A 22,791-nucleotide genomic window follows, 5' to 3' on the forward strand; every position below is an offset into this window, starting at 1 on the left:
CGCTGCAATTTAATCCGCACACGCCGCGTCGGCATAGTCACAAAAAAAGCGCGGCGCTCGATGAGCCCGCGCTTTTTCCTTCAATCGCGTTCAATGCGCAGTCACAAGCTGCTCGCCAACCAATGAGCGTGGCGCCGCGCTGCAATCGCGCCAAACAAACCGCCGCTGCGTAACGTGTTCCTGAGCGCTATTTACTGCGTATTACAGCGGCGAAGGCACGACGACGCGCGGGCGCGGCGAGCGTGACAAGCGCGGCGCGAGCGTCGGCCCGTTGTTGGCGTCCGAGTGCTCGGCGTGCATTTCGACATGTTGCACGTCGACAGGCTGCCCCACACTACCCTGCGAAGCCCATTGCTCGCCCAGCGTCGTGTCGGGCGACTGACTGAAGTACTCGACGAGATGATCGATGAACGTGCGGACCTTCGCAGGCAAGTGACGGCGGCTCGGATACGCGATGTTGATCTCGACCTGCGGCAACCGGTAATCGCTCAACAGGCGCACCAGCTTGCCGCGCGCAATGTCGCTGCCGATCAGGTAGCTCGGCAGGATCGCGATACCCATGCCGAGCATGGCGAACTGGCGCAGCATTTCGGTGTTGTTCGCGACGATGATGTTCGCCGGCCGCACACGCACTTCGCCATCCGGCCCGGTGAATACCCGCTCGTCGCCCCAGTATTCGGCCGGCAGACTCAACGACGGATGCTCGCTCAGGTGATCCGGATGGGTCGGCACGCCGTGCTTCTCCAGATAGCTGGGCGTCGCGCAAACCACCATGCAGCCTGTCGTCAACCTGCGCGTGACGATGCTTGCGCTGCGCATCTGGCGCGTGATCACGACCCCGACGTCGAAGCCTTCTTCGACGAGATCGACTTGACGGTCGACAAGGGTCAAATCAGGCACGACTTTCGGATAGCGCTGCGTATATGACTGCAGCACCGGCGCAAGATTGTGCAGGCCGAAAACGACGGGCGCGACGATCCGTAGCGTGCCCACCGGCTCATGGTTACGCGCGACCACCATTTGCTCGACGTCTTCCAACTCATCGAGAATCTGGCGCGCCCGTTCCAGATAAACCTGGCCGGACTCGGTCAGCGAGAGACTGCGGGTAGTGCGGTTCAGAAGGCGGGTGCCAAGTCGGCTCTCGAGGTCGGCGACGTGACGCGTCGCGACGGCGTTCGAAATATCCATCGCGCTTGCGGCTCGCGCAAAGCTGCCGAGATCCGCCACCTTCACGAACACTCGCATCGACTGCAAATGATCCATACTTCACTCCTACCGCTGTTACAGCTTCAAAAATGTGAAGCAAATGGGTAATTTTCCTACGACAGCGAAAAAAATGCAGAGTTGCTCAATTCCTGACGAAATTTCTGAAAAAACCTTCAAACTTGTTAAGCTCAGCCCTCAGGATAGGCTAATTGTCCAGACAAAAGAGATAATTTAGTCTGCATGGCGAGCAAACCCGACAATTGAGACACGCAAAAACCGCGCTCCGACCGATATAAAAAAGGAGCGAAGCATCCCGAGTGCCGCCCATGTGCGACAACTTGTCGCGTTACGTAACAAGCTGTTAAAAAGAGATACACCTGCTCCCGCGCCGTCATAGGATCATGACGACCCCAAACCGGGCCGGATCCGGGCACGCCGACGCCAGACGGCCGCCCCTTCCACAAGCCGCGCGAACCCTGAAACACGCCATGAAAATTGCCATCCTCGACGACTACCAGGACGCGGTCCGCAAACTCGATTGCTTCGACATGCTCGCCGACCATGAGGTCAAGGTCTTCAACAACACGGTGCGCGGCCTCGGACAGCTCGCAAGCCGCTTGGCCGAAGTCGAGGCCCTCGTGCTGATCCGTGAGCGCTCGCACATCACATCGCAGTTGCTCGGCAAGCTGCCGCAATTGCGGATGATCAGCCAAACGGGGCGTATCTCGTCGCACATCGATCTCGACGCCTGCACCGAGCGCGGCATCGCCGTGCTGGAAGGCACCGGTTCGCCGATCGCGCCCGCAGAGCTGACTTGGGCGCTCATCATGGCCGCGCAACGCCGCATTCCGCAGTACGTCGCGAACCTGAAACAGGGCGCATGGCAGCAATCGGGGCTCAAAACCTCGGCAATGCCGCCCAACTTCGGGCTCGGCCAAGTGCTGCGCGGGCAAACACTCGGCATTTGGGGCTATGGCAAGATCGGCCGGCTCGTCGCCGGCTACGGCAAAGCGTTCGGGATGAACGTGATGATCTGGGGCCGCGAGCACTCGCTCGAAGCCGCGCGCGCGGACGGCCATGCGCTCGCGCCAAGCCGCGAGGCGTTCTTCGAGCAAGTCGACGTGCTGTCGCTGCACCTGCGCCTACACGACGACACACGCGGCATCGTCAAGCTGGACGATTTACTGCGGATGAAACCGACATCGCTTTTCGTCAACACGAGCCGCGCCGAGCTGCTCGAGGAAAACGCGCTCGTCAACGCGCTCGCGCGCAACCGTCCGGGAATGGTCGCCATCGACGTCTACGAAAGCGAGCCGATTCTGCAAGGCTACAGCCTGCTGCGGATGGAAAACGTGATCTGCACGCCGCACATCGGCTATGTCGAGCGCGAGAGCTATGAGCTTTACTTCAGCGCCGCGTTCAAGAACATTCTCGCGTTCGACGCCGGCGACATCTCGAGCGTCGTCAATCCGGACGCGCTGACGCCGGGGCGCTCGCGCCGGTAACCTGAGCCCGGCGGCCTGAGCCGCCAACGGGTGACGCTATCGCGATATGCACGCGCGGCAATGGCGACGCGGAAGCGGCGGCCGGAATTGATCCGTCGATCCGTCGATCCGTCGATCCGTCGATCCGTCGATCCGTCGATCCGTCGATCCGTCGATCCGTCGATCCGTCGATCCGTCGATCCGTCGATCCGTCGATCCGTCGATCCGTCGATCCGTCGATCCGTCGATCCGTCGATCCGTCGATCCGTCGATCCGTCGATCCGTCGATCCGTCGATCCGTCGATCCGTCGATCCGTCGATCCGTCGATCAAAATTTTAGGTCGCCCACCGTTGGGCCTGTGCGCGTTTTCCGATTTGCGTAGACCGACGTGCGTGCGACGCCCGCGAGCCCCCCTGGAAAGCGGGCCCGCCCGGCTCAGCGGCTTTGCGCGGCAGCCCCGCCGACGATGCGCGCAGCCGCCGTCACAAAACGCTCGCCATCGCACCGCCCAAGATCGTAAGCGTGCTGCATCTGGTGCGGACTCGTATAGTCCCAGCTCGAGATCGGCACCTTCTTCGACGGCTGCACATAGACGCGCCGCTGGCCGCCGTGATCGACCGCGAACATCTGCGGCCGTGGATAGCGTCGCGTGACCATCACGAGCACCGGCCCTGGCGATGCATCGAGCGCGCTGACGGGCACATTGTCGACCATGCCGCCGTCGAGCACCGGCCGGCCATTGCGGCGCAGGACCGGCGTAAATGGCGGCGTGCACGACGATTGCAGGATCAAGTCGGCAAGTTCGTCGACTCCTGCGCAATCCTGCGCGCGCACGAACTCCGGCCGAAAACCCAGCGAACGGCCAAACGTTGGATGCAGCGTCTTGCGCACGTATTTCTCGATGTTGTACGCGACCAGCCCTGCCGCCACCGCGCTACGCGCCCCGAGCCAGCGCGGCAGATGAGACACGCCGACGCGAATCTCGGGTGCGGCGGCAAGCCTCGCAAACGGCTCGCCGTAAATGTCGAGAAGCGCCTGCCGGTAGATCCGGTAATGCGGAAATACCGGCTCGGCGCGCAGCAGGTTGCCCCAATAGGCATTCTTCCGATTGTGCTTGAGCACCGCCTCGTAATAGCGCATCACCCATTGCGAATCGCGCAGGTGGAGCATGCAAGCCGTGGCGGCTCCCGCCGAGATCCCGGCGATCACGCGCGGCGACAAGTCGAGCGCGGGACGCACGACATCCCAGAACCCTGCCTGCCACCAGCAGCGATTGCCGCCTCCCGCAAAAACGATCTGCTCGAACATCGAATCAGCGCCCCTCTGTCCGCGAAGCGCGCTCAGGAAACGAGCGCATAGGTCGAGGTCGCGTGGACAGCCATCTTGCCGTCCTCGTCGAACAGCTCGATCTCGCCGAACACGAGATTGCGGCCCATTCGCAGCACGCGTGCCGTGACGAGCACGTCCCCCTTGCGCACCGGGCGCATGAAATGCGTGTTCAACGCCACGGTAGTCATCGGCCGGAATTCGCCTAACGCGGCAGAGATCGCGACAACCATCGCGGTATCGGCGGCCGCCATGAACACTTGACCGCAGATGACGCCTCCCGAATGGCGAAGCTCGCCCGAAAACGGCAAGCGGAGCGTGACGCCCTCCTCCGAGATCGTCACGGGAGTCAGGCAAAGGGAACGGACCCACGGCGCGAGGAGCCGGTCCAGCAAATCGCGGACAGTATTTTCGTCCATCATCGTAAGCCCAGAAAAAGCCGCGCGACCGCCGCGCGACAAGGATTCGGCGTCATCATACCGGGAGCGCGCGCAGTGCGACGCGCCGTCAGGAATCGGACAGGCGCGGCGGAAGGCTCAAAAAAAATTTTGCCGAAAATACGGAAAAGGGCTAGACAATCCCGAAAAGTTTGCGCATAATCTCGCTTCTGTTGGGGCGTTAGCTCAGTTGGTAGAGCAGCGGACTCTTAATCCGTAGGTCGAGTGTTCGAGTCACTCACGCCCCACCAAAGAATTCAAGGGCTTAGCAGCGATGCTAAGCCCTTTTTCATTTCCGTCTCCGTGCCAATATCAGACGGCGTCTAATATTACGGCAGTCACGAGCCAGCACCGGCAGCGCAACTTGATTTCACGCCGCTCCGAACACGCGCGCGGCGGCGTCTGTCATACCGAACCCGCTCGAGTTGTCATGCACGATGCCGAACCATTGCGAGGGCACGCAATGCGCCGCGAGCAAATATCGCGCATCACGCTTTCACCGGCGACGAATTCGTCGTTCGTAGCGGTTTCCGACACCGGAATGCGCCAAATGCCGTCCTTCGCCCCGTTCGGCGTGTACACGACGAACACGCTGCGGAAATGGCTCGGTCCGTCGCGTACTTCAGCGCCTCCCGCTTCCTCAATACCGCCGGCACGACATCCACGCCTCAGCGCGCCTGCCTCTCAGGCACCTCAGTTCACACACATCTCGCGGCTCGCCGACTTGAGTTGTTCAAGTGCATTCGTGTCGATCAATCTCACCAACGCGGCAGCATGACAAGCTGGACTCGTCCTCGCACCCGACTCGGCGCCAACCGGCTCTGCGCGCGCAGCGACCGGAAACGTCTCCGAGCCGGCAAACGGGTCGCACGCAACGCCGCCGGCCGAGGCTAAACGCACGCCTGCGCGCACCAACTCGAACGGCTTTCGATGCCCAACAAACGACCCGCACGGGCGGCGCGTCAAGCGCGCAAGGCCAGCCGCCGCCCGTCAGTCATCCTTTATCCCCGCGCCATCAAACGCTGAACCGATTCAGCGTATAAGCGCGATACGCGGCGACGAACGCATCGAACGATCCCGCATTCTTTCCTTCGAGTTCCGTCTGTTCATCGAGCGAGCGCTGCGCGAGCCGCTGCGCTTGCTGCATCGCCTCATCGTCGAGCGGCCGGGCGCGAAAATACGATGCATGCGCTTCGCTCTGCACGCGCGCGAATTCGATGAACGACTGGCCCCGCTCGCGCATCGTGCGCAACACGCGCGCCGACGGGGTGAGTTCCGGATTGTCGAGCTTCGCGCGCTGCGCGGCAATCGCGCGCGCGTGCGCATCATCGCCGCGAATCCCATCCAGCACGGCGCCTGCGGCATCGATCTTCGAGAGCATTTCGTCGGCCCACACGCGCATCGGCACGCTCACGCCGTCGCGCATCAACTCGAGCCCCGGCCGGCGCCCGTCCAGCGCGACGCGGCCGAAATTCGCATCCGATTCCCGATACGTGTCGCATGTGAGCGGCGGGCTCGCATCGAGCGCGCAAACGAGCAAATACGCATCGAGAAAGCGCGCGGTTTCGAGCGAAATGCCGACCGGCTCGAACGGATCGATGTCGAGACACCGCACTTCGATGTACTGCACGCCGCGCGAGGCCAGCGCATGCAGCGGCCGCTCGCCCGAATAGGTGACGCGCTTTGGCCGAATCGTCGAGTAAAACTCGTTCTCGATTTGCAGCACATTCGTGTTGATCTGAATCCATTCGCCGTCGCGATGCGTGCCGATCGCCTCGTATGGCGGATAGGGATCGCTGACCGCCTTCGACAGCGCGTCGAGATAGCCCTGCAGCGTGTTGTAGTCCGCTTCGAGCGCGGCCTGCGCGGTCGTATTCGAGTAGCCGAGATCGCTCATGCGCAAGCTGGTTGCATATGGGCGATACAACGTCGTGGCGTCGAATGCATCGAGCTTGTGCGCGCGTCCGCGCAAAAAACCCAAATCGAGCGCGGGCGACGCGCCGAACAAGTACATCAGCAGCCAGCTCGTGCGGCGGAAGTTGCGAATCAGCGCGAGATAGCGCTCGGATTGATAGTCGACCAGATTCGCGGTGGAGCCGTCTTCCTCATGTAACCGCCGCCACACTTCTTCGTTCAACGAATAGTTGTAGTGGATGCCCGCGATGCACTGCATCGTGCGCCCGTAGCGATATGCGAGACCGCGCCGGTAAACCGTTTTCAGACGGCCGATGTTCGACACGCCGTAATTCGCGATCGGGATTTCATCGTCGGCGGGCAGCAGGCCGGGCATCGAATCCGTCCACAGCATCTCGTCACCGATCAATGCATAGACATAGCGATGCAATTCGTCGAGCCGCGCGAGCGTCGTCGCGGCGTCGCGTTCGGCGGGCGTGATCAGCTCGAGCAGCGCTTCCGAGTAGTCGGTCGTGATCGACGGATGCGTCAGCGCCGAGCCGAGCACGCGCGGATGCGGCGTGAACGCGATCATCCCGTCGCGCGTCACGCGCAGGCTCTCCTTTTCGATGCCGCGCAGCCCGTTAGGCAGTTGCTCGCGTGTCGGGTTCGTGCTCAGCACGGCGAGGCGTTGCAGCAGCCGGTCAGTCTGGCGGGGAGTCATGTTGTTCAGCATCGATGCGCAAGGATGGCTCAATGTCGCGCGGCATGCGCGGGTCAGTTGTGGGAATGAAATGGTAGCGGGCACTTTAACATCTCGCCGCGCCGCTCGCTTGACCCGCCCTCGGCACCGCCCGCCCGGTTGCGCATGCGCGGGCCAGCCGTCCGCCATCCGTTGCTTATGCCACTATCCGCCGCGCGCCGCGCCCGCCCGGTCGGCGATCTCGTTCCATAAATGCATCGCCGCATAAGCGCGCCACGGCCGCCACGGCTCGGTACGCAGACGCTGGCTGGCCGGCCGGTCGAGCGCAGGATCGCGCGCGGCGATTGCCTGCATCAGCACGAGGTCGGTCGCCGGCCACGCGTCGGCGTCGCGCCAGGCGCGCATCGCGACATATTCGACCGTCCACGGCCCAATGCCCGGCAGCGCCAGCAGCGCGGCGCGCACGCCGGCCGGGTCGTCGGCATACGCGTCGATCGGCACGTCGCCCGCCGCGACGGCGCGCGCGACGCCCTGCAATGCTGCAACGCGCTTGCCCGGCATCCCGACGTTCGACAAGTCGCACGCGGCAAGCTCGGCCGGCTCCGGAAAACGCCAACCGGTTGCCGCATGCGGCGCCTTGTCGGCAAGCGGCTCGCCCGCACGCTCGACCAGCCGCCCGACGATCGTCGTCGCCGCCTTCACGCTCACTTGCTGGCCGACGATCGCGCGCACGATCAGCTCGAAGCTCGACCAGGCGCCCGGCACGCGCAAGCCCGGCGCAGCGCTGACAAGAGGCGCGAGCCATGCGTCGCGCGCGAGATGCGCATCGATCACGGCAGGATTGGCGCGCAGATCGAACATCGTCGCCAGACGCACGGCGAGCGCGTCATCCGCGCAACGCGCCGCCTCGCCTTCGACGAACGCGACAAGACAGCGCTTGCGCGGATGCTTACGCACCATGAGCACGCCCGTCGTGCCGCGATATTCGATCGTGCGCCGGTACGCGCCGCCCTCGACTGCCTCGACGCGGGGAATCGCGCGACCCGCCAAAAAGCGCAGCACGCGCGGCCAATCGTATGGAGATTTGAAGGGCAACTCGAACGTGACGCCGCCCGGCTGCGCGGCGGGCAACGCGGCGGCCGCGGCTTGTGCGGCGGCGCTCAAGTCGCGTCGTCCACGGCGAGCGCGGCGGCAAACTCGCCACCCGCGCGTTGCGCCTCGGCATCGATCAGCGCTGCCTTACGCGGCAGCCCCCACCGATAGCCGGCGAGCGAGCCGCTTTTTTGCACGACGCGATGACACGGTATCGCCAACGCGACCGGATTCGACGCGCAAGCGCTCGCGACCGCACGCACTGCGCGTGGCGCGCCAAGCGCCTCGGCAATCTCCGTATAGCTGCGTGTCTGGCCGTATGGAATCCGACACAACGCGTCCCATACACGTTGCTGAAACGCGGTTGCGGCGATATCGAGCGGCAGATCGAAACGCTCGCGCGTGCCGTTCAGATAAGCGTTGATTTGCTCGACGAACGGCGCAATCCGCTCAGGCGATTCAACCAGCGCCGCATTCGCAAAGGACGCCCGCAGTTCGTCGACGAGCGGCTCGGCTGCGTCGCCGAACGCAATCTTGCAAATTCCCTTGTCGGTAGCCGCGACGAGCACCATACCGAGCGGCGTATCGGCCGTCGCATACGCGATCGTCAACCCCGCGCCCTTGCGGCGAAACGCCGACGGCAGCATGCCAAGCTCACGCGGCACCGATTCGTAGAGCCTCGACGACGAATTGAAGCCCGCGTCGACAGCCGCCCGCGTGACGGCCGCGCCGCTTTGCAGCGCCTCGCGCAACGCCGCGCCCCGCCGCGCGGCCTGATACTGGCGCGGCGACACGCCGACCACGCGCTTGAACAGCCGTTGCAAGTGAAATGGGCTCACGTGAACGGCGTCGCTCAGTTGCGCGAGCGTGAAACGATCCTGGCGGTGCGCGTCAAGCACCGCGCACGCGCGATTGACGATCTCAAGCTCGCGCGGCAGCCCTTCGGGCCGGCAGCGCTTGCACGGACGATAGCCCGCCGCGCGCGCCGCGGCCGTATCGGCAAAAAACGCGACATTTTCGCGCAGCGGCAGCCGCGACGCGCATGACGGACGACAAAACACTCCCGTCGTCCTGACTGCATAGCAAAACGCGCCGTCGGCGCGAGCGTCGCGCGCAATGAGCGCGGCCCAGCGCGCATCGTCAGTCGAATAATCCGACTTTTTCATCATGACCTCGCAAAAGCGGAACGGATGCGTGCCACTGTAGACGCCATCGCATCCGGCCACGCGCTGAATCTTGCGCTCTCATTCGCCTCATAGTTTCCACAATCGATGCAGAGCGCCAGTCGCCGGTCGCCTCACGGCCACGCGCCTTCATATCGGCACTGGCCCCATTTTGGCGCAGTGCGAATGCGACAGATTGCTGTCCTGATGTTTTTTTGCACATCGAATATTGCATTGCACCATCCGGATGTGTATAGTAGGAACCGTCTCCTCCATGTCTCCTCCTGATATGGATTAAGCCCGTTCAAATGCGAACGGGCTTTTTTTCGCCCATCGATTTTGCGTCGGCCCTCCGCCGCCCGCACCGACCGTCTACACTCGGTAAGACTCCCCGGACAGGAGACGCTTTTGATGAAACCCCATATCCGCGAGATCGATCACGTCGTACTGCGCGTGACCGATCTGGATGCCATGACGCGCTTTTATTGCGACGCGCTCGGCTGCCACGTCGAGAAAGTGCAGCAGGACTTGGGGCTCGTTCAGTTGCGCGCCGGCAAATCGCTGATCGACCTATTGGCGCGCGGCACGCCCGAACAGAGCCACAACATGGATCATCTATGCTTGCGCGTCGAACCGTTCGACGCTGCCGCGTTGCGCGCTCACCTTGCCGCGCACGGTGCGCGGCCGGGTGACGCCGAGCGGCGCTACGGCGCAGACGGCTACGGGCCGTCGATCTATCTATACGACCCCGAAGGCAATATGGTTGAACTCAAGGGGCCGCCGCAAGCCGCCGCGCACTGATGCGAAAGCGGCGGGTGCTTAAGTGCACGGCGCAGCTTCCGGCCTTATTCTGGAGCACGGAAATTGCGGCGCACGCCGCACATGCTCACTCATCGTCCCGCGCCTTCAGCACGGTCCATTCGATCGCCACCGGGTCATGCGTTGCGCTCGACAGCCACGCCGCGCCGTCCTGCACCGTGCATTGCAGGCGCATCGTCCGCTGTGCAAGCCCGCCCAGCGCAACGGCCACGCCGTCCGCCAGCGACACCACCCGCACATTGCGCAGCCGCTCCACCTTTGCGCGCGCGCCTTGCCACCAGATATCGGACGCGCGGCCGCCATACGCAATCACGTCCACCCGCCCGGCGCGCCCGCTCGCTTTCGCGATGCGCCGCTCGTCCGGCTGGCCGACGTCGATCCACGCATCGATCGCGCCCGTCAGATCTTTTTGCCAGAGATCGGGCTCGTCGGTATCCGACAGTCCCTTGCAGAATTCGAGCCGTTCATCCGCGAAAAGCGCGAACGCGGCAATGCGCACCATCATCCGTTCGTCCGTCTCGGACGGATGACGTGCAACGGTGAGCGAATGATCGGCATAGTAATGCCGGTCCATGTCGGCGATTTGCAGTTCCGCCTTGTAGATCGTCGATTTGAGCGCCATTCCAGCATCGTGCCCCATACAGGCCGTTGATTCGAGTCGGGGCATGATGATACAGAATGCGCGATACGCACGCGGCAGGCGTAAAACAACCTGATGGCCGGGCCAAACGCAACGCGGCCCGGGCGCCGCCCAGGCCATACGCAGCAACCACGCCTCCCCGGCCGACACCCGCGCGCCGCCGCAAGACGGCCGCGCGGCAGCCCTGCCGTTGGTTACTGCTTGATGAAGCGTGCGTCCGTCCAGAGACCTTGCTGGTCGCTATTCTCGGCGCTCACGAACTGCACGTCGCCCTTGTCGACGCTGACCACCCGGAAGCGTTGACCTTCCGGCACCGACAGGCAGCGGAAGTCGTCGAAATACTGTTGCCGCGCTTGCGAGCGGCCGTCGCGCTCATGGCTCAGTACGGAGTCCAAATTGTCTTTCGACAGACATCCCCACGCATTCTTGGTGAGCTGGATTTCCTGTTGAGGCTTGAGCGACGCATCGCCGCCTGCCTGCGCAACCGAAAACGCAGCGATGCCGCTTATCAACGCAAGCAAAAGACCAGTTCGTTTCATGTCGTGTCTCCCATACTCGCGCGCCGATACGCTCATTAGCTATGTATTTAAAGGCATGCGTCGGCCCGCACTTGTTCATGCTAGGAGAACCGACGGCGACCGCAAGCACAATCGTTGTGCGATTGCAATAGTGACGTATTGCCGCACCCCGTCACATCCCCTGCATACCGGTTCCAGTATCGCGCGCCATTTCGGGGGAAAATACGCACTCCGGATTTTTCTAATCCGCCAAAGTCTTATTTGGCAAGACTTTCCGTTCCATACGCACGACGCAAATGAACGAGTTGGATAATTCAATTCGCGTCGCCGATCTATTTGATGCGCCGCACATAAAGTCGTCAAGAAATTTCGCAGTGCCGCACCAAGTTTTTCTGATATGCGGAATACAAAAAAAATGCCAGCGGCTTATGCCGCCGGCACTCTGTCACCGATTACGCACGCCGACATATACGCCAGCCGGCTTCATTCACAACCGCGCAATTCGTCGGCGCGCTACTGAGCCGAGAAATAATCGCGCTGAAATATGCACATCCGCAATGCGTTGTGATATTGGCCGTTACCAAAAAACTCTTCGATCAGCTCGGCTTCATGCCTGAAACCGCATTTCTCGTACACATGAATCGCCGCGACATTCGATTTGTCGACGATCAAATACAGCTTGCGCAGGTTCAGCACCTTGAACGCATAAGCCACCGCCAGCCGCGTCGCGTGCGTCGCGTAACCGCGGCCTTGCTGGTTCGGCGCGATGATGATCTGGAACTCGCCGCGCCGGTGGATATAGTCGAGTTCGATCAGCTCGACGAGGCCGACAAGCTCGCCCTCCGTGTCCGCCACGACGAAACGGCGCTCGCGCTGGTCGTGCACGTGCTGATCGTACAGTTGCGACAGTTCCGCGAAGGTTTCGTATGGCTCCTCGAACCAGTAACGCATGATTTTTGCGTCGTTGTTGAGTTCGTGAACGAAACGCAGATCTTGGCGCTCGAGCGGCCTCAGCGCGAGCGTGTGCTGTTCATTCTGAATTTGCATGAATGTCCTTGAGTCATTTGATTAGCTGCGCACGGGCGGCATGGACGCCGGTGCGCCGGAGATGCCGGAAAATTCGTCAACTGAAAATGACTGTGGGCTCCAATACAGAGCCTAAAATGAATCAAGGGTTCCCGCCGCACGACGGAGGCGATCGTGATCGAGCAACTGATATTGGGCGTTTTTCTCGTGTTGCCGCTGCTCATCGTGGCGGTGCTGTATTCCGACGAACTATGGCAGGAACACCGCCTGAAGCGTCCGCGCGATGAACACGTGGCGCCCGCGCATGCCGACTGGCGTCATCCGTGGCGTCTGCTGCGGCGGCATTGAGCATCGCATTTCCACGAACTGATTCGCCGCGCCCCGACAGTGGTTTTATCGTGCCATGCACGCGTCGCGCCGCATCGCGCGTACTCGGCGTGGGCGCCGACGCTCGGCCGCCGGCCGGTGATGTCACTTAACTCGTCGGGTGCCTGATCGGTATGCGCGTCGCATTCCTTGTTTCCCGCCCCAAAGGGTCGGACGCATACATAAACCACATCGCAAAACGCTGCGATCGCCCAACGTTCGCGTCGGACTCCGGCGCACCAACGCGCCTGCCGCCCCGGCGGCCGGTAAAAATTCACGGCAATGGTCGCTTCGGCCGCCTGCAAGGCTTTAGGATAAGACGAAGCGCCCCCGCTGCGGAACGCCAACTAGCCGTCTCGAGCTGAACGGTCTTGCCGCACACAGAAGCGCCGGCCACGGCGCGATCCGATGACGCCCACGCAATCGCCGGAACGGCAAGGATGGCGGCCGCCGCGACTATCTGTCCGCACCCGACAGCCGCAGCGGCTGCAAGCGGGACACCACGATGCCGGGCGTTATTCGTCGATCTTCGAGATCGCGCGCCTGCCGATCGCGCCACCCCGCTTCCGTTCAACTGCCGAAAACGACGAAAAGCTCGCCTTGCGGCGCCTTTGATCCGTTCGGCACGACCGAGCGCAGCGGAAATCCCAGCGTGCCGCGCACGCTGACAAAGCGTGCGGCCTGCAACCGAAAGCCCGCACCGATGCTCGCCAGCGACGCGCTGTTGATATCGACCGGCTGCGGCGTGCGGTTCCACACGCGGCCGGCATCGAAGAACAAGAACGGCTGTAGCGCGACGGTGCCCAGGGCGAACGAAGGCGAACGCAACTCCGATTGAATATTCCAGCCGCGATCCCCTTGTGCCGAATAAGGCTCGTAGCCACGCACCGTCGCATCGCCGCCCAGGCCGAGTTTTTCGCTCGGCAGCAGCGTGCTGTTCGTCCATTGCACCTGCGCACGCATCGACCAGATGAATTTCGACGCGCCGAGCGGCGTGTCGCGTTGCGCGGACAGTTGAAGATACTGGTAGCGCGCCTTTGCGCCAAGCTGCGCCGCATCGAACGCGTCGTCGCGGTTGTTGCCGTCGAAACCGCCGGGGCTCAGCATCAGCGACGCGTTGACGCGCGTGTCGCCGGATGCGTCGCTCTTCGACACGTCATACTCGAGCACGAATTGATGAACGTGCGTGTTCGCGTTGAACACTTGAAAGCCGCCGAATTCCAGATCGTTGTTCGAACGCTTGAAGTCATAGCCGAACCGCGCGCGCTGCTGCCAGCCGGCCAATGACGGCAGCCGGCGGCCGTAGCGAAAGCTGATCTGCGAGCTGATCCCGTCTTGCCGATAGCTGTCCGGCAGCCTCGGCGTGCTGCGCGCGAACACGCCGAATAGCTCGATGCTGTCGAAGGGCGTCAGCGGCACAACGAGATTCATCGCATGCGCGATGAAGCGCGGGCGGTTCGGACGGCCCTCGATCGCCGGATTACCAGTCAACAAATCGTTGCTCGCGGTCATTTGGTATCCGAAACGAATGTCGGCACCGAACAAGTTACCGTAATCGAGGCCCGCGAGCACACGGTCGCGGCCGAGCTGCCGGACGCCGTCGTTGTTGTAGCCGCCGTAGATGCGCAGCGGCAGACGATCGTCGACGTTCAACACGACGTCGGTCGTGCCGGGCGCGGCGCCCGGCGCGTAGACAGCATCGACGCGACGGTACGGATTCTCGTTCAGCAACGCGAGCCCGGCATCGACGTCGTCTGCCCGAATCGGTTTGCCGGCCGACAGCGGCATCTCGCGTTCGAGCAGCGCCGTCGAGAAATGGCGGTTGCCTTGCACCGATACGTTGCCGAGCCGGAATTCAGCAACCGCGATCGTCACCTCGCCACCGCTCACGTCTTGTTCAGGCACGTAAACATCGACGAGCGGCCGCCCGGCGTCGCGATACGCCTGCACGACCATGCGCCGGATGTCGGCCAGATGAGCGAATGTAAGCGGCTTGCCGATATCGGCCGCGAGACGGCCGAGAAACGCTGCGTTCAGCAACGGCAGGCCGGTCTCGCGCACGTTGCCGTCAGCGCTCGATGCACCGCTATGCGCGTCGCCTTCGGACGATGAAACGCCCCCACGCACAAACGCGATGCCGCGCAGTTGCGTAATCGCGACGGCCGTCGAACGGTCGTCGGGCTCGGCGGGCAATGCAGGAGACGAGTATTTGGCGACGGCAGGCGGCGGCAACGGCGCAACGTCACGGTAGGACTGCGCGTGAGCGTAACGCGTACCGGATAACACCATCACGCCTAGCAACACGCAGTGCGCGGCAACTGCCGCTCGTGACACGAATTGACGAAAGATCATGCGGAAAATCACGGAACGCGGCTAACGAATCGCAGCGTTTGCCGCGCGAGTGAAGATAGCGCGCGCGGCAAATCGCTGGGCCTCTGGATACGACGGCGCGCGGCGACGATATGCGAAAGCCATGATTTCCCCACGCAATGGTCAGGATGGCGTTGAACGGGCCAGCGAACGAGTTCCGAATATGGCGCGCGAATGCTTTTACTTCTTGCGTCGGCTTGGCGGAAATATCGGCTTATCGCAACGTATTCGTCGAATCGGAGCGGGCGCACAGCGCGCGCCGGCGCCACACTGAAGCGCGAGCGTAATAAATCGCATCAATACCGAATGTACGATTCCCTACATTCCCATGAGACTTTTGTCCGATTCACCGCCATTGCCCGTGCGAGCGCCACATTCGAGCCGAATGAAAAGGCCGAATCCGTTGCGGTACCGGATTCGGCCATCGTGCGCCGGCCTTGGCTTCGGCCAGCTGATAGAGGGAGGAGAACGAGACAGTTGCGTCGGCCGGCGAAACCTTTATCGATTCCGGCAATTGCCGTTCTTCGCTTGGATTCGATCGGTCATTTCCCGATGCAAAACCGGCTGAAAATCACGCCCAACAAATCATCGGAACTGAATTCTCCGGTAATCGAATTCAACTGTTCTTGCGCAAGGCGTAATTCCTCGGCAAAGAGATCTAGCGCGTGAGCATTCTGTTCGGCATGTTCCGCTGCTTGCGCGAGATGCTCCTGCGCTGCGCGCAGCGCGATCAAATGCCGCTCGCGCGCAAGATAAACACTCTCCGCGCCCGCCTGCCAGCCCGCAATCCGCAGCAACTCGCCGCGCAATAAATCGATTCCGTCGCCGCGCTTTGCCGACAACCGCACTTCGCACAGATCCGAGCCGCCCGGGCGCGCGGCAAAGCGTTCGACCGCCGCAGGCGCGCCGGTCAAATCCGTCTTGTTCAGAACGCGCACGACCGGCACGTTCGCCGGAAAACGCTCCGCAATCGCCTCGTCGTCGGCCCCCAGGCCGCTTCTCGCATCGAGCAGATGCAGCACGACATCGGCACGCTCGATCTCGCCCCACGTGCGCGCAATGCCGATTTGCTCCACCTCGTCCTGCGTTTCGCGCAGCCCCGCTGTGTCGATGATATGCAGCGCAATGCCTTCGATCTGGATCGTCTGGGCGACTTTGTCGCGCGTCGTGCCGGCGATCGGCGTGACAATCGCCAGCTCCGCGCCTGCAAGCGCATTCAACAGCGACGATTTGCCGACGTTCGGCTGCCCCGCGAGCACGACCGACAGCCCCTCGCGCAGCAGCGCGCCCTGCCGCGCGTCGCCCAGCACTTGCGCAAGCCGCTCGCGGATACGCGCGAGTTTGCCGCGCGCATCCGCGGCTTCGAGAAAATCGATCTCCTCTTCCGGGAAATCGAGCGTCGCCTCGACGAGCATCCGCAGCGAGATCACGTCATCGACGAGCGCATGAATATCGCGGGAAAATGCGCCGTCCAGCGAGCGGCCGGCCGATCGGGCGGCCGCCTCGGTGCTCGCCTCGATCAGATCGGCCACCGCCTCGGCCTGCGCGAGATCGAGCTTGTCGTTCAAGAATGCGCGACGTGTGAATTCACCCGGCTCGGCAAGCCGCAAGCCATAGGGGCGGCCGGCATCGATGCAGCGCTGCAACACGAGTTGCAGCACGATCGGGCCGCCATGCCCCTGCAATTCGAGCACGTGCTCGCCGGTGTATGAATGCGGCGCGGGAAAATAGAGCGCAATGCCACGATCGAGCGGCTTGCCGTCGCCGTCGAGAAACGGCACATAGCTCGCGTGCCTCGGCGCAAGCCGCGTACCACACAACGTTTCGCTAAGCGCCAACGCCGCCGCTTCGCCCGCGCGCCCGAACGACATGCGCACGACACCGATCCCTCCCCGCCCGGATGCGGTGGCAATGGCGACAATCGGATCGGAATCGGTAGCGAGCATGGCGGTCAATCGGCGATAAATGAACGGAAATCAGTAAACGGCAAATAGGTTCGTATGTCGAATTGTAGCTTGGCGGCGCTATACTACCCCGCCGGACAGGAATCGAAAGACGGCTTTTCGTCTGCCCACACTTATCTTAGCTGAGCTAATCAATTTGTCCGACAAATATGCGATCCAGCATTGAAAAACAGCCGCTGATCGCCGTGTGAAAAGCATGGTTCCCACCGATGAACTCGTTACACCCCGCGCCTGCCGGTTAAACAATCGCTCAGTTAAGCTAAATGTAGCTCATTGAGTTGTCTTCTTGGCGGTGGTCGAACTGCACAATCTGGCCATGCCGACACTCGAAGAAAAAGCGGCGTTCACCGAACGTCTCAAATTCGCCCTGTTGCGCAGCCCAGAAAAAGTAACCGGCGCGACGGAACTCGCTTTGCATTTCAATTTGCGCCATCGCGGCGAGCATCCGGTGTCTCCGCAAACCGCGCACAAGTGGCTAACGGGCCGCACGATTCCGACGCAGGACAAATTGCAAACGCTTGCCGAATGGCTGCGCGTCGATCTACATTGGCTGCACTACGGTCCGCCGCCGAGCACCGCGCGCGTAACACCGCAGCCGCTGCCGCGCGACGAGAAATATCCGCCGACGCCCGAGACGATCGAACTCGCGTCGAAAATCGAAGCGCTGTCGCCGCATCATCGTTATCTGGTGCAGGAACTAATCGAGCAGTTCTACGGCGGCGAAACACCCAAGCGCTGATTGCGCGGCCATCGATCCGATCGAACGGTTTCCATAAAAAAACCGCCCGGCGCCAACCGGGCGGTTTTTTTACATCGTCCGACAAGACGCCGCGGCGGGCGGGTACGCTCGCCGCGCCGCGCGCAACCGCGTCAGCTCGTCTTTTTCTTCGGTGCGTTGCCGATGGTGCGCGTGATGTAATACTGCTGCGCGATCGACAGCACGTTGTTGACCACGTAGTACAGCACGAGGCCCGACGGGAAGAAGAAGAACATCACCGAGAATGCAAGCGGCATGAACATCATCATCTTCGCTTGAACAGGGTCGGCGGGCGTCGGGTTCAGCTTCGTCTGCACGAACATCGATACGGCCATCAGCACCGGCAAGATGAAGTACGGGTCGCGCTGCGACAGATCGTGAATCCACAGAATCCACGGCGCACCGCGCATCTCGACCGACGCGAGCAGCACCCAGTACAGTGAAATGAACACCGGAATCTGGATCACGACCGGCAAACAGCCACCGAACGGATTGACCTTTTCGGTCTTGTAAAGCTCCATCAGCGCCGCATTCATCTTCTGCGGATCGTTCTTGAAGCGCTCGCGCAACGCCTGCATCCGCGGCGTGATTTCCTTCATCCGCGCCATCGACTTGTAGCTCGCGGCCGACAGCGGGAAAAACACGGCCTTGATCAGCAGCGTGAGCAGCACGATCGCCCAGCCCCAGTTGCCGACGTAGCCATGAATCTTCTCGAGCAACCAGAAAAGCGGCTTCGCGATGATCGTCACCCAGCCGTAATCCTTCACAAGCTCGAGCCCCGGCGCGACGCCCTCGAGCATGCGCTCCTCCTCCGGACCGGCGAACAGGCGCGCGGACACATCCGCCGACTGCCCCGGCGCGATCGCCGCAACCGGCTGCTTCACGCCGACGCGATACAGCGACGGATCGATCTTGCCGACATAAATGTCGCGCTTCGCCCCTTGCTGCGGAATCCACGCGGACGCGAAATAGTGCTGAACCATCGCGACCCAGCCGTTGTCGGCAGACGGGACGTACTCGGCCTTGTTCTTGTCGATGTCGCTGAACGTGATCTTCTGGAAATGCTTCTGATCGGAGTAGACCGCCGGCCCGAGGAACGTGTGCGAGAACATCGGCGTCTCGACCGACGAGTTGTCGCGCACGAGTTCCATATACACGGTCGGCGTGACGGGCGCGGTGCCGACGTTGTCGATCTTTGTGTCGACGCCGATCACGTAGCTGCCGCGCGTGAACGTGTAGGTCTTCACCACCTTCACGCCACCCTTGACCGGCGATTCGAACGACAGTTTCAGCGTGTTCTGATCGCCCGGCAGTGCCGTCGGGCCCGCGACTTGCGTGAACACGTCGTTGTGGTTCGGGAAATCGCCGCCCAGCAGGCCGGTGCGCGCAAGATACGTATGGTTCGCGGTATGGTCGAACAGCGTGACGAACAGATCGGGCTGCTTGCCGTCGCCCTCCTTCTTCAGCGTCAGCTTCGCGAGCGTGCCGCCGCGCGTGTCGATCTCGCCGTCGTAGACGTCGGTCGAAAAACGCACGAGCTGCGCCTGCGCGGCGGGCGCCGTGGAACCGGGCGCCTCGCCGGCCGCGGCCGGCAACGACGCCGCCGCACTGCTTGCGCCGCTCGCGGCCGGCGCGCCGTCAGCCGCGTTCGCCGCGGTATGCGTCTGCGCGACGTTCGGGAAGAACATCGACGGGCGCCCGTGGGATCGCTGCCAGTTGTCGAACAGCATGACAGCCGACACGAAGAAGATCACCCATAGGACGGTGCGTTTGATATCCATGCGTAGTCTCAGAATCGATGGGACGACGCGTCAGCTTCGCGGGGCGCGCTGCGTGCGTCGGAATTGGGCGGCGGCGGAACGAGGTCGATGCCGCCCGCAGAGAAAGGGTGGCATCGGCACAGCCGCCTGGCGGCGAGATAAGTGCCACGCGCGGCGCCATGATACTGGATTGCCTCGCGCGCGTAATCCGAACAGGAAGGATAAAAACGGCATCGGCTGCCGAGCAGCGGACTCACGGCAAGCTTGTAGAAGCGCAGCAACGCGAACAATACCGTTTGCATAGCAATGGCGGCGCCGATGCGCCGCATTCGAGCCGACCACCTGATTGCCCTGCTCTGCCCGCTCGAGCCTGGCTGAGCGGACAGAGCCGATCGCGCCGGCAAAGTCCGACTGCTTCGGCTGCCCCGGCTATCCGATCCGGCCGACCGGCCGCCGTGAACAACGGACGCATCCAAGCCGGCACATTCGTCAATCTGACGCGGCCGCAGCCGCATTGCGACGCGCGACCTCCCGGGCCGCCCGATCGAGCAGCTCGCGGATCTCGCCCGCGCATAACGCCGCAAGCGGCGCGGATGCCGCACTCGGCATCGCTTTCGTATCGAAGCGCGCATGCAAGCGCAGCAGAATGTCCCAGCCCGCGAACTCGGCGCGCCGCACGCGAAACGCTTCGCGCGCGAGCCGCTTGACCAAGTTGCGCGTCACCGCACGCGGCGCATGCTTTTTGCCGACCACGAGCCCAAGGCGCGCGTCGCGCCCCGTCGGCTTGCCGTAGATCACGAAATGCGCGGTGCGCCGCCACGGACGCAAACGAAAAACGGATGAGAATTCATCCGTTTTCAGAAGTCGCGCAGCTTTGGGAAAAACGGCGGACGCTGGCAACGGAATCGAACCCGCAATAGCGGCAGCCTTGCCCGCATCGCTGCGGACGGCGGACACAGCGCGCGGCCCGCCCTTAGATGGCGAGGCGCTTGCGGCCCTTCGCACGACGGGCGTTGATGACCTTACGGCCGCCCGCCGTCTTCATGCGCACGCGGAAACCATGGGTGCGCTTGCGGCGCGTCACGGAAGGTTGGTAGGTACGTTTCATGTTGCTCTCACTGAAGTTCGAGAATGTCGGGAATACGGGACCGCGCGCCCTCTCTTTCGAGGCAACCGGGCGAACGCAATCGCCGGAAAAAGGATTGGTTTTCGCGGAACCCGCTATTTAAACCGTTTTTCTCTTGGCGGTCAATACTTTAGACGCCCGGACGGGCCGCGACGGCGTCGGCGCCCCGCGGTTTCGCCGGCCGCCGCGATGCGCGCCACCCATCGCCCGGCCCTGTGGATAACCCCCGCTCGCGACGCGTTTGGCGGTAGAATCTCGCCTTATCTCCATCCATCCGACACACCGCCTCGGCCCGCGTTCGCGCTCAAACCCTTGCTGCGCAAGCCTCCGGGGCATATCCGCACGGCCGCGCCGGTCCGCTTGCGCATGTTGCGCATCCGCGACAAGGGCTGCGGCGCCTGTGCGTGCAACCGAAAAAACGACAGCTTCTTCGATGAACGATTTTTGGCAACACTGTTCCGCCCTGCTGGAGCGTGAATTGACGCCCCAGCAGTACGTGACGTGGATCAAACCCCTGGCCCCGATCGCATTCGATGCCGCCGCGAACACGCTGTCGATCGCCGCGCCGAACCGCTTCAAGCTCGACTGGGTCAAGAGCCAGTTTTCAGGCCGCATTGCCGATCTGGCCCGGGATTTCTGGAACGCGCCGATCGAAATCCAGTTCGTCCTCGATCCGAAAGCGGGCCAGCGCGCCGCCGGCCCGGCCGCGACGGCGCCCGCCCCCCGCGCGCCGCTTGCAGCGGCGATGCAGCCCGCGTCGCCGCCGAGCGCAGCCGATACGAGCCCGCCCGCCGGCACCAGCGCGGCGGCGGCCGCCGCCATGGCCGCCGCGCATGCCGCGCAAGCGAACGCCGCCGCATTGAGCGCCGCCGACGACGCCGATCTCGATTTGCCGAGCCTGACCGCGCACGAGGCGGCGGCCGGCCGCCGGACTTGGCGCCCCGGTTCGGGCGCGCCGACGAACGGTGAAGCCGATTCGATGTACGAACGCTCGAAACTGAACCCGGTGCTCACGTTCGACAATTTCGTGACCGGCAAGGCGAACCAGCTCGCGCGGGCGGCGGCGATCCAGGTCGCCGACAATCCCGGCGTCTCGTACAACCCGCTGTTCCTGTACGGCGGCGTCGGCCTCGGCAAGACCCACCTGATCCACGCGATCGGCAACCAATTGCTGCTCGACAAGGCAGGCGCGCGCATTCGCTACATCCACGCGGAACAATACGTGTCCGACGTCGTGAAGGCATACCAGCGCAAAGCGTTCGACGATTTCAAGCGCTACTACCATTCGCTCGACCTGCTGCTGATCGACGATATCCAGTTCTTCTCGGGCAAATCGCGCACGCAGGAGGAGTTCTTCTACGCATTCGAAGCGCTCGTCGCGAACAAGGCGCAGGTGATCATCACGAGCGATACGTACCCGAAGGAAATCTCCGGCATCGACGATCGCCTGATCTCCCGCTTCGACTCCGGGCTGACCGTCGCGATCGAGCCGCCCGAACTCGAAATGCGCGTCGCGATCCTGATGAGAAAGGCGCAGTCCGAGGGCGTGAACCTGTCGGAGGACGTCGCGTTTTTCGTCGCGAAGCATCTGCGCTCGAACGTGCGCGAGCTGGAGGGTGCGCTGCGCAAGATCCTTGCGTATTCGAAATTCCACGGCCGCGAGATCACGATCGAGTTGACCAAGGAAGCACTGAAGGATCTGCTCACCGTGCAGAACCGGCAGATTTCGGTCGAGAACATTCAGAAAACCGTCGCCGATTTCTACAACATCAAGGTCGCCGACATGTATTCGAAAAAGCGCCCGGCGAACATCGCGCGGCCGCGGCAGATCGCGATGTACCTCGCGAAGGAGCTCACGCAGAAGAGCCTGCCCGAGATCGGCGAGCTGTTCGGCGGACGCGACCATACGACCGTGCTGCATGCGGTGCGCAAGATCGCCGACGAGCGCGGCAAGGACGCGCAACTCAATCACGAGCTGCACGTGCTCGAGCAGACACTGAAGGGATGACGCGCGGATCGCCCGGCTTGATAAGCGCAAAACCGCCCCAATTTAAAAGGGGCGGTTCGGTTTTGAGGCACAATACTGGTTTGACCGCCTCCCGGCGGCGGGCCGCCTGCCCGTCCGGACAGGCGCTGCGGG

Annotated in this window: 21 protein-coding genes, 1 tRNA gene and 1 pseudogene; 6 read left to right on the plus strand and 17 right to left on the minus strand. The window is 62.9% G+C overall.

The features are described from left to right. Positions 1–201 precede the first annotated feature (201 nt). Entirely contained in the window at positions 202–1,263 is a 1,062-nt protein-coding gene (locus AQ611_RS01160; RefSeq protein ID WP_059517193.1) for a LysR family transcriptional regulator, read from the minus strand. Positions 1,264–1,694: 431 nt separating this feature from the next. Between AQ611_RS01160 and AQ611_RS01165 the strand changes: the two genes are divergently transcribed. Then, complete coding sequence (locus tag AQ611_RS01165) at positions 1,695–2,711, plus strand: D-2-hydroxyacid dehydrogenase family protein (protein WP_069233522.1); 1,017 nt, start codon at positions 1,695–1,697, stop codon at positions 2,709–2,711. A gap of 415 nt (positions 2,712–3,126) precedes the next feature. Here the strand turns inward: AQ611_RS01165 and AQ611_RS01170 are convergent, their stop codons facing one another. Both AQ611_RS01170 and AQ611_RS01175 read right to left on the minus strand, forming a co-directional pair. Further along, positions 3,127–3,999 (minus strand): patatin-like phospholipase family protein, encoded by an 873-nt coding sequence (locus AQ611_RS01170; protein ID WP_069233523.1) that lies wholly within the window; start codon positions 3,997–3,999, stop codon positions 3,127–3,129. A 32-nt stretch (positions 4,000–4,031) separates the two neighbouring features. Next, complete coding sequence (locus AQ611_RS01175; RefSeq protein ID WP_059517187.1) at positions 4,032–4,436, minus strand: PaaI family thioesterase; 405 nt, start codon at positions 4,434–4,436, stop codon at positions 4,032–4,034. A gap of 193 nt (positions 4,437–4,629) precedes the next feature. Here AQ611_RS01175 and AQ611_RS01180 point away from each other — a divergent pair. Next, positions 4,630–4,705, plus strand: a tRNA-Lys gene (locus AQ611_RS01180). 128 nt (positions 4,706–4,833) lie between these two features. On the opposite strand, the pseudogene AQ611_RS26690 reads toward AQ611_RS01180, so the two are convergent. From AQ611_RS26690 to ada, 4 genes and pseudogenes are all read right to left on the minus strand, one after another. Next, positions 4,834–5,066: pseudogene (locus AQ611_RS26690) on the minus strand (phage portal protein); the annotation flags it as partial. A 403-nt stretch (positions 5,067–5,469) separates the two neighbouring features. After that, positions 5,470–7,083, minus strand: a complete 1,614-nt coding sequence (gshA, locus tag AQ611_RS01185; RefSeq protein ID WP_069233524.1) for a glutamate--cysteine ligase — start codon at positions 7,081–7,083, stop codon at positions 5,470–5,472. Between the two features lie 171 nt (positions 7,084–7,254). Then, positions 7,255–8,214, minus strand: a complete 960-nt coding sequence (locus tag AQ611_RS01190; RefSeq protein ID WP_069233525.1) for a DNA-3-methyladenine glycosylase family protein — start codon at positions 8,212–8,214, stop codon at positions 7,255–7,257. After that, positions 8,211–9,308 (minus strand): bifunctional DNA-binding transcriptional regulator/O6-methylguanine-DNA methyltransferase Ada, encoded by a 1,098-nt coding sequence (gene ada, locus AQ611_RS01195; RefSeq protein WP_059517927.1) that lies wholly within the window; start codon positions 9,306–9,308, stop codon positions 8,211–8,213. The genes AQ611_RS01190 and ada overlap by 4 nt, the downstream gene beginning before the upstream one ends. Positions 9,309–9,716: 408 nt before the next feature. On the opposite strand from ada, the gene AQ611_RS01200 reads away from it, so the two are divergent. After that, the gene (locus AQ611_RS01200; protein WP_059517182.1) at positions 9,717–10,106 is read left to right on the plus strand and encodes a VOC family protein; all 390 of its coding nucleotides are present in this window, start codon (positions 9,717–9,719) and stop codon (positions 10,104–10,106) included. 85 nt (positions 10,107–10,191) lie between these two features. Here AQ611_RS01200 and AQ611_RS01205 read toward each other — a convergent pair whose 3' ends face one another. The 3 genes from AQ611_RS01205 to speG all read right to left on the minus strand — a co-directional run bounded on the left by AQ611_RS01205 (position 10,192) and on the right by speG (position 12,329). Beyond that, complete coding sequence (locus AQ611_RS01205) at positions 10,192–10,746, minus strand: YaeQ family protein (protein ID WP_059517180.1); 555 nt, start codon at positions 10,744–10,746, stop codon at positions 10,192–10,194. A 212-nt stretch (positions 10,747–10,958) separates the two neighbouring features. After that, positions 10,959–11,303 carry a surface attachment protein Sap1 gene (gene sap1 / locus AQ611_RS01210; protein ID WP_059517177.1) on the minus strand — a complete coding sequence of 115 codons (345 nt, stop codon included), beginning with the start codon at positions 11,301–11,303 and terminating at the stop codon, positions 10,959–10,961. 492 nt (positions 11,304–11,795) lie between these two features. After that, on the minus strand, positions 11,796–12,329 hold the full coding sequence (gene speG, locus AQ611_RS01215) for a spermidine N1-acetyltransferase (protein WP_059517175.1): 534 nt from the start codon (positions 12,327–12,329) through the stop codon (positions 11,796–11,798). Between the two features lie 153 nt (positions 12,330–12,482). On the opposite strand from speG, the gene AQ611_RS26005 reads away from it, so the two are divergent. After that, positions 12,483–12,656 (plus strand): hypothetical protein, encoded by a 174-nt coding sequence (locus AQ611_RS26005; RefSeq protein WP_176704085.1) that lies wholly within the window; start codon positions 12,483–12,485, stop codon positions 12,654–12,656. Positions 12,657–13,244: 588 nt separating this feature from the next. Here AQ611_RS26005 and AQ611_RS01220 read toward each other — a convergent pair. The 3 genes from AQ611_RS01220 to AQ611_RS26245 all read right to left on the minus strand — a co-directional run bounded on the left by AQ611_RS01220 (position 13,245) and on the right by AQ611_RS26245 (position 17,453). After that, on the minus strand, positions 13,245–15,026 hold the full coding sequence (locus tag AQ611_RS01220) for a ShlB/FhaC/HecB family hemolysin secretion/activation protein (protein WP_083237195.1): 1,782 nt from the start codon (positions 15,024–15,026) through the stop codon (positions 13,245–13,247). Positions 15,027–15,586: 560 nt separating this feature from the next. Then, positions 15,587–16,990 (minus strand): tRNA uridine-5-carboxymethylaminomethyl(34) synthesis GTPase MnmE, encoded by a 1,404-nt coding sequence (gene mnmE / locus AQ611_RS01225; RefSeq protein ID WP_069233526.1) that lies wholly within the window; start codon positions 16,988–16,990, stop codon positions 15,587–15,589. Positions 16,991–17,267: 277 nt separating this feature from the next. Next, a complete protein-coding gene (locus AQ611_RS26245) occupies positions 17,268–17,453 on the minus strand; it encodes a hypothetical protein (RefSeq protein ID WP_231935881.1) in 186 nt (61 codons plus the stop codon). Here AQ611_RS26245 and AQ611_RS01230 point away from each other — a divergent pair. Then, positions 17,379–17,747: a helix-turn-helix domain-containing protein gene (locus AQ611_RS01230; protein WP_231935883.1), complete on the plus strand. Its 369-nt coding sequence runs from the start codon at positions 17,379–17,381 to the stop codon at positions 17,745–17,747. The two genes, AQ611_RS26245 and AQ611_RS01230, sit on opposite strands and share 75 nt — an antisense overlap. Before the next feature lie 131 nt (positions 17,748–17,878). Here the strand turns inward: AQ611_RS01230 and yidC are convergent, their stop codons facing one another. The 4 genes from yidC to rpmH all read right to left on the minus strand — a co-directional run bounded on the left by yidC (position 17,879) and on the right by rpmH (position 20,633). Then, on the minus strand, positions 17,879–19,546 hold the full coding sequence (gene yidC, locus AQ611_RS01235) for a membrane protein insertase YidC (RefSeq protein ID WP_069233527.1): 1,668 nt from the start codon (positions 19,544–19,546) through the stop codon (positions 17,879–17,881). 8 nt (positions 19,547–19,554) lie between these two features. Continuing rightward, positions 19,555–19,827 (minus strand): membrane protein insertion efficiency factor YidD, encoded by a 273-nt coding sequence (gene yidD, locus AQ611_RS01240; protein ID WP_059517169.1) that lies wholly within the window; start codon positions 19,825–19,827, stop codon positions 19,555–19,557. 187 nt (positions 19,828–20,014) lie between these two features. Then, complete coding sequence (rnpA, locus tag AQ611_RS01245; RefSeq protein WP_082711952.1) at positions 20,015–20,425, minus strand: ribonuclease P protein component; 411 nt, start codon at positions 20,423–20,425, stop codon at positions 20,015–20,017. Positions 20,426–20,498: 73 nt separating this feature from the next. Further along, positions 20,499–20,633 (minus strand): 50S ribosomal protein L34, encoded by a 135-nt coding sequence (gene rpmH / locus AQ611_RS01250; RefSeq protein WP_004198824.1) that lies wholly within the window; start codon positions 20,631–20,633, stop codon positions 20,499–20,501. A gap of 451 nt (positions 20,634–21,084) precedes the next feature. On the opposite strand from rpmH, the gene dnaA reads away from it, so the two are divergent. After that, on the plus strand, positions 21,085–22,659 hold the full coding sequence (dnaA, locus tag AQ611_RS01255; RefSeq protein ID WP_069233528.1) for a chromosomal replication initiator protein DnaA: 1,575 nt from the start codon (positions 21,085–21,087) through the stop codon (positions 22,657–22,659). The last annotated feature ends 132 nt before the right edge of the window (positions 22,660–22,791 follow it).

This window comes from Burkholderia singularis (genome assembly GCF_001718875.1).
GTDB classification, from domain to species: domain Bacteria; phylum Pseudomonadota; class Gammaproteobacteria; order Burkholderiales; family Burkholderiaceae; genus Burkholderia; species Burkholderia singularis.

Excerpts from the sequence above, each read along its gene's own strand:
- AQ611_RS01160 (WP_059517193.1), bottom strand. The coding sequence starts at position 1,263 with ATGGATCATTTGCAGTCGATGCGAGTGTTCGTGAAGGTGGCGGATCTC.
- mnmE (WP_069233526.1), bottom strand. The coding sequence starts at position 16,990 with ATGCTCGCTACCGATTCCGATCCGATTGTCGCCATTGCCACCGCATCC.
- AQ611_RS26245 (WP_231935881.1), bottom strand. The coding sequence starts at position 17,453 with ATGCTCGCCGCGATGGCGCAAATTGAAATGCAAAGCGAGTTCCGTCGC.
- AQ611_RS01165 (WP_069233522.1), top strand. The coding sequence starts at position 1,695 with ATGAAAATTGCCATCCTCGACGACTACCAGGACGCGGTCCGCAAACTC.
- AQ611_RS01205 (WP_059517180.1), bottom strand. The coding sequence starts at position 10,746 with ATGGCGCTCAAATCGACGATCTACAAGGCGGAACTGCAAATCGCCGAC.
- AQ611_RS01175 (WP_059517187.1), bottom strand. The coding sequence starts at position 4,436 with ATGGACGAAAATACTGTCCGCGATTTGCTGGACCGGCTCCTCGCGCCG.
- sap1 (WP_059517177.1), bottom strand. The coding sequence starts at position 11,303 with ATGAAACGAACTGGTCTTTTGCTTGCGTTGATAAGCGGCATCGCTGCG.
- speG (WP_059517175.1), bottom strand. The coding sequence starts at position 12,329 with ATGCAAATTCAGAATGAACAGCACACGCTCGCGCTGAGGCCGCTCGAG.
- yidD (WP_059517169.1), bottom strand. The coding sequence starts at position 19,827 with ATGCAAACGGTATTGTTCGCGTTGCTGCGCTTCTACAAGCTTGCCGTG.
- ada (WP_059517927.1), bottom strand. The coding sequence starts at position 9,308 with ATGAAAAAGTCGGATTATTCGACTGACGATGCGCGCTGGGCCGCGCTC.
- AQ611_RS01220 (WP_083237195.1), bottom strand. The coding sequence starts at position 15,026 with ATGATCTTTCGTCAATTCGTGTCACGAGCGGCAGTTGCCGCGCACTGC.
- AQ611_RS01170 (WP_069233523.1), bottom strand. The coding sequence starts at position 3,999 with ATGTTCGAGCAGATCGTTTTTGCGGGAGGCGGCAATCGCTGCTGGTGG.
- AQ611_RS01200 (WP_059517182.1), top strand. The coding sequence starts at position 9,717 with ATGAAACCCCATATCCGCGAGATCGATCACGTCGTACTGCGCGTGACC.
- yidC (WP_069233527.1), bottom strand. The coding sequence starts at position 19,546 with ATGGATATCAAACGCACCGTCCTATGGGTGATCTTCTTCGTGTCGGCT.
- rpmH (WP_004198824.1), bottom strand. The coding sequence starts at position 20,633 with ATGAAACGTACCTACCAACCTTCCGTGACGCGCCGCAAGCGCACCCAT.
- gshA (WP_069233524.1), bottom strand. The coding sequence starts at position 7,083 with ATGCTGAACAACATGACTCCCCGCCAGACTGACCGGCTGCTGCAACGC.
- dnaA (WP_069233528.1), top strand. The coding sequence starts at position 21,085 with ATGAACGATTTTTGGCAACACTGTTCCGCCCTGCTGGAGCGTGAATTG.